This is a genomic window from Ruegeria sp. BHSB172, from assembly GCF_059613165.1.
The window spans coordinates 1-5,213 of the sequence record NZ_JBXWRZ010000077.1; the positions used below are offsets into that span (position 1 = coordinate 1).

Annotated in this window: 4 protein-coding genes and 1 pseudogene; 3 read left to right on the forward strand and 2 right to left on the reverse strand. The window is 62.3% G+C overall.

Features of this window, described 5'->3' with window-relative positions:
• The 3 genes from AC2FM3_RS17635 to AC2FM3_RS17645 form a co-directional block, all read left to right on the forward strand.
• Positions 1-664 (forward strand): TRAP transporter substrate-binding protein (locus AC2FM3_RS17635; protein ID WP_496684502.1); only part of this gene is annotated, 664 nt, incomplete at its 5' end.
• 123 nt (positions 665-787) lie between these two features.
• Positions 788-1,714 (forward strand): TRAP transporter small permease subunit, encoded by a 927-nt coding sequence (locus AC2FM3_RS17640; RefSeq protein WP_496684504.1) that lies wholly within the window; start codon positions 788-790, stop codon positions 1,712-1,714.
• 18 nt (positions 1,715-1,732) lie between these two features.
• Entirely contained in the window at positions 1,733-4,087 is a 2,355-nt protein-coding gene (locus tag AC2FM3_RS17645; RefSeq protein WP_496684507.1) for a TRAP transporter large permease subunit, read from the forward strand.
• A gap of 74 nt (positions 4,088-4,161) precedes the next feature.
• On the opposite strand, the pseudogene AC2FM3_RS17650 reads toward AC2FM3_RS17645, so the two are convergent.
• Together AC2FM3_RS17650 and AC2FM3_RS17655 are read right to left on the reverse strand one after the other, a co-directional pair.
• Positions 4,162-4,547 (reverse strand): annotated as a pseudogene (locus tag AC2FM3_RS17650) (VOC family protein).
• Between the two features lie 6 nt (positions 4,548-4,553).
• Positions 4,554-5,213, reverse strand: a 660-nt coding sequence (locus AC2FM3_RS17655) for an arginyltransferase (protein WP_496684509.1), incomplete at its 5' end; no start/stop codon positions are given.

The following is a 5,213-nucleotide window of genomic DNA, read 5'->3' on the forward strand; positions in this document are numbered from 1 at the left end:
TCAGATCTTCGGCCTGAAGTCGTTCCTGGCCGGCAACACCGGCGCGCAGGCCGGCGGCTGGTTCTCGAAAGAGATCAACAGCCCCGAGGACTTCAACGGTCTGAAGTTCCGTATGCCGGGCCTGGGCGGCAAGGCGCTGGGCAAGCTGGGCGCATCGGTCCAGAACATTCCGGGTTCGGAAGTGTACCAGGCGCTGTCGTCCGGCGCGATCGACGGCACCGAGTGGATCGGTCCCTGGGCCGACGAAAAGGCCGGCTTCCAGGAGATCACCAAGATCTACTACACCGCTGGCTTCCACGAGCCGGGCGCGGGCCTGTCGCTGGCAACCAACCGCGAAGTGTTCGAAAGCCTGTCGCCGGCGCACCAGAAGATCATCGAGATCGCGGCCGCCGAAGCGCACCAGTGGAACCTGGCGCAGTTCCTGGCCAACAACGGTGCGGCGCTGCAGCGTCTGCAGGCCGGTGGCGTGAAGGTCATGGAATTCCCCGACAGCGTTTGGGATGCCTTCGGCAAGGCCAGCCAGGACGTTCTGGCCGAGAACATGGGCGACGAGCTGTTCAAGAAGGTCCATGACAGCGCAATGGCGTCGATGAAGGCCTCTTCGTCGTGGCTGAACATGTCGTCGGGCGTCTACACCGCGCAGCGCGACCGCGTTCTGGGCTAACTGGCCAACTGGCAATCATTCGGTTTCCCCGCCTCGCGCGGGGAAGCCATTTCTGTTGCAGGTGCGCGGATCGGTCAAATTCCGGTATAATCAGCATCGCAACTGACGGGACCTGGGGACATCATGCAGGACGAAAACGGTATCTCGTTCTTCGGCGCCCTGTGGAACGGACTGCTCTGGTTCGTTCAAAACATCGCCGAAGCCTTCTATAATTTCGGATACGCGATCACGCATCCGCAGCTGTGGCTGGACTGGTCGAACAAAGAAGCGATCATGCGCTTCGTCTATTATGGCGGATCGGTCGAGTTCTTCTTCGTGGTCTTCACAGGCTTTCTGGTGATGACGGCCATCGGCATCTATCACCGGAATTTCATGTGGGGCGTCGTGCGCGTTCTGGAAGGCTTTGCCAACACGACGGGTCGGTTCTTTGCCTGGGCTGGCCTGCTGATGGTGATCCAGCAGATCGTCATCGTGTTCATGCAGCGTGTTTTCGCGCGGCCCGACATGGCGTTCGGCCTGGGTATTCCGTTTCAGATGGATATCAGCTGGTACGCCGAAGAGCTGAAGCTGTACAATGCGCTGGTCGTCTGCCTGTGTTGCACCTACACCTTCGTGCAAGGCGGCCATGTCCGGGTTGACCTGATCTATGCCGGCATCTCGCACCGGGCCAAGCGCGTGGTCGACATGCTGGGCTCGATCCTGTTCATGATGCCCATCGCGGTTGTGGTCTGGCTGTATGGCTGGTTCTTCCTGTGGCGGCACCTGATCGTGCCGAATCCTTCGGCCAGCGACACGCTGGACCGGCTGGTGATGAAATCCCGCGCGCTGCGCTGGAACGTCGAAACCATCGGTTTCAGCCCCAACGGCTTCAATGCCTACTTCCTGTTCAAGATCCTGCTTGTGGCCTTTGCCGCGATGGTGTTCCTGCACGCGATCGCGTTCTTCTACCGGTCCTATCTCGAATTCGTCGAAGGCCCGGAAAGCGCTGGAAAATACCTCGACAAGGACAGCCTTGGCGAAGGTGAAGAAGCCTACGAAGGCACACATTAAGGACGGAGACCCAGACACATGCTATTCGGACTTGATGGCGTCGAGATAGGCCTCATTATCGTATTCCTCTGCCTGTTTGGCGGGATTCTCAGCGGCTTTCCGGTGGCGTTTGCCATCGGCGGGGCCGGCATCATCTCTTTCGGGATCATCGCCGCGCTGGACAGCGCCGGATTGCTGATCCACCAGGCGATCGACACAAGCTCGCAAGCCTATCGGGACCTCGTGAATTCGGGCGTGAAACCCGATGTGATTTCCGTGTTCCGGTACCCGGATCTGCCAAGGATTGCCGAGCCGGTCTTCGCCTCGGGCTGGGAAACCGCGCTGGACCGCAACGTGTCCTTCATCGTGAACCGCATCAACGAACGGGTTCTGGCCGGTCAGTCGATCGAGACTCTGCTGGCGGTGCTGATGTTCGTGCTGATGGGCATCACGCTGGAACGCTCGAAAATCGCCAACGACCTGCTGACCACCATGGCGCGCGTCTTTGGGCCGCTGCCGGGCGGTCTGGCGGTGTCGATCGTGGTCGTGGGTGCGTTCCTTGCGGCCTCGACCGGGATCGTGGGCGCGACCGTGGTGACGATGGGCTTGCTGGCCCTGCCGACCATGCTGCGCAACAACTACTCGCCGGAACTGGCGACTGGCGTGATCGCGGCCTCGGGCACGCTGGGCCAGATCATTCCGCCCTCGATCGTGATCGTTCTGTTGGGCACTTTGGCGGGAGACCTGTATTCGACTGCGCAAGAGACCCGCGCAGTCGAGGCGGGCTGTACCGACGCGCTGACATATCTGGGTGAGCCGGCCGTGGTTTCGGTGGGGACGCTGTTCCAGGCGGCGCTGCTGCCGGGGATCATGCTGGCGCTGCTTTATGCGCTCTACGCATTTGGCTACGCGTTGTTGAACCCGCACAAGGCGCCTGCGGTCGAACTGTCGGGTGGCAGCGGCGAGCCGATCACGCGTTCGGAAGGGCTGACCTGGCTGCTGGGTGCTCCGGTCGCTCTGATCGTGGGCGCGGTGCTGCTCGGCAACCTGGGCGTGATCGGCAGCCAGAATATCACGGTTTCGGGATTCTCGGATATCGGTGAGGCAGCCACGCTGCGTACCAACGTGTCCGAAGAGTGCAAGGCCTCGATGATCGAACTGCATGGTCAGGAAGCCTGGGACAAGGCCGTGGCCGAGCAGGAAGCCATCGACGCTGCCGGCGGCGTGTCCGAGTCGCAGCGGCTGAGCGAGGAAGAGCTGGCTGCCGCGCGTGAAGCCAAGATCGCCGCCGCCGCACCGATCGGCACCGGTGTTGCCGTGATTGTCGTGCTGCTGGGGCTGACGCTGGTGATGGGCCGGGGCATCGCGCCGTCGCAATCGCCGCAGCCGCTGATCGTGGGGGCAATCGGGCTTGTCCTGATGCTGCTGGTCGATGTGCTGCTGATCGCGCCGACCACCTCGTCGGGGGCCACGTTCCTGCTGTTGGCGCTGCCGTTCGCACTGGCAATGTATGGCTGCAAAGCCGCGGCGGCGCGCTGTGCCACCAATGATCTGATCCGCGTGGTGTTCCCGCCGCTGGTTCTGATCATCGCGGTTCTGGGCTCGATCCTGGGCGGCGTGACCAACCCGACGCCGGCGGCGGCGCTGGGGGCGGGCGGGGCCATCATGCTGGCGGCCTATCGCAAGCTGCAGGACCAGGGGCGGTCGGGCAAGGTGATCATCTGGTCGACCTTCGCGGTCATCATCTGCCTGCTGCTGGGCGTGAACTTTGACCTGCGCATCAATCAGGGTGGCGTCTCGGTCGAGAGCTGGATCGCCTTCATCCTGGCCTATGCTGCCTATCTGTACGCGCTGTTCGGCCTGCTGTTCGCGTGCTGGGTGTTGTTCACAAGCGGCGTGCTTACACCGGTGGTGCGGGAAACCGCCAAGGTGACCTCGATGGTCTTCACCATCCTGATCGGCTCGCAGCTGCTGAACCTCGTGGTGATCTCGTTCGGCGGGGAGCACTATATCCAGCAGTTCCTGAAGAGCTTCGACAACGAATTCACGGTCTTCCTGATCGTGATGTTGGTGCTGTTCATCCTGGGCTTCGTGCTGGACTTCCTCGAGATCATCTACATCGTGATCCCGATCGTGGGGCCGGTGATCTATGGCGGGTCGTTCGATCCGAAATGGGTGACGATCATGGTGGCGGTGAACCTGCAGACCTCGTTCCTGACGCCGCCATTCGGGTTCGCGCTGTTCTATCTGCGCGGCGTGGCGCCGAAAGAGGTGACGACGGGCCATATCTACCGCGGGATCATTCCCTTCGTGCTGATCCAGGTGGTGGGCATCGCGATCCTGTGGTTCTTCCCGTCGATCGTGACCATCGTTCCGGACCTGATCCCGAACTGACAGGTCTTGGCGTTCTCAAATTGAAAAGGGGGCCGCGTGGCCCCCTTTGCTTTGGCACCGGCTGACGCCGGTTGTCAGGTGAACTGGATCAGGTCACAGCGGTTTCCGAACGGGCCCTGCCAAACGGCAACAATGCATAGGGTTCGTGGCGCGACTCCTCCTCGAACAGAACGCCCTTGGCCCGCATGTCCGCGTGATCGCGGGCGAAATCATCGGTGGCTAGGAAGAAGCCCACCCGGTCGCCGGTCTGGTTGCCGATGGCGGCCTGCCGATCGGCCCCATCGGCCTTGGCCAGCACCAGCCCAGCGCCGCCGCCGGGCGGGGTGACGAGAACCCAGCGTTTGCCGTCGCCCAGTTCGACATCCTGGGTCAGTCGAAAGCGCAGCGTCCGGGTGTGGAACGCGATCGCGTCCTCATAGTCCGGCACCACCAGGGTGACGGCTTGCAAGGTTTGCCGCATGGATGTTCAACCCCTGGTCGGGTGTCGGTCGGGAAGCTGGATGCTTGCGACCTGTTCGGCAATCGGAGCGGCCGCCAGCGGATGGTGTTCGCTGTTCGAGAAGGCCGAGGGGTCGCTGACCGATTGCCACCTGTTGCCCAAATAGACTTCCAGGCCCGCGAACTTGGCCTTGTACCCCATCTTGGGGCTGCCCGGCACCCAATAGCCCAGATAGACATAGGGCAGGCCGGCCTCGCGCGCGATATCGATATGGTCGAGGATCATGTAGGTGCCCAGAGAGTTCTGCGGCTGATCGGGGTCGTAGAAGGAGTAGACCATGCTCAGCCCGTCATCCAGGACGTCGGTCAGGCTGACGGCGATCAGGTTGCCGGTTTCCGGGTCGGCATATTCCACCACGCGGCTGCGGATCGGGGTTTCCTCGATCATCGCAGCAAATTCGAACACGTCCATATCGGCCATTCCGCCATCTGCGTGACGCGCATCGAGATAGCGCCGGAACAGTTCGTACTGGTCATCGGTGGCCCAGGGCGAGGTTGCACGCCGCTGGAGATGCGCGTTGCGTCGCGCCGCGCGTTTCTGGCTTTTGCTCGGGTGGAACACCGACACGTCGATCCGCGCCGAAAGGCAGGCGGCGCAATCGGCGCAGGATGGCCGGTACAGTACGTT

Excerpts from the sequence above, each read along its gene's own strand:
- AC2FM3_RS17640 (WP_496684504.1), top strand. The coding sequence starts at position 788 with ATGCAGGACGAAAACGGTATCTCGTTCTTCGGCGCCCTGTGGAACGGA.
- AC2FM3_RS17645 (WP_496684507.1), top strand. The coding sequence starts at position 1,733 with ATGCTATTCGGACTTGATGGCGTCGAGATAGGCCTCATTATCGTATTC.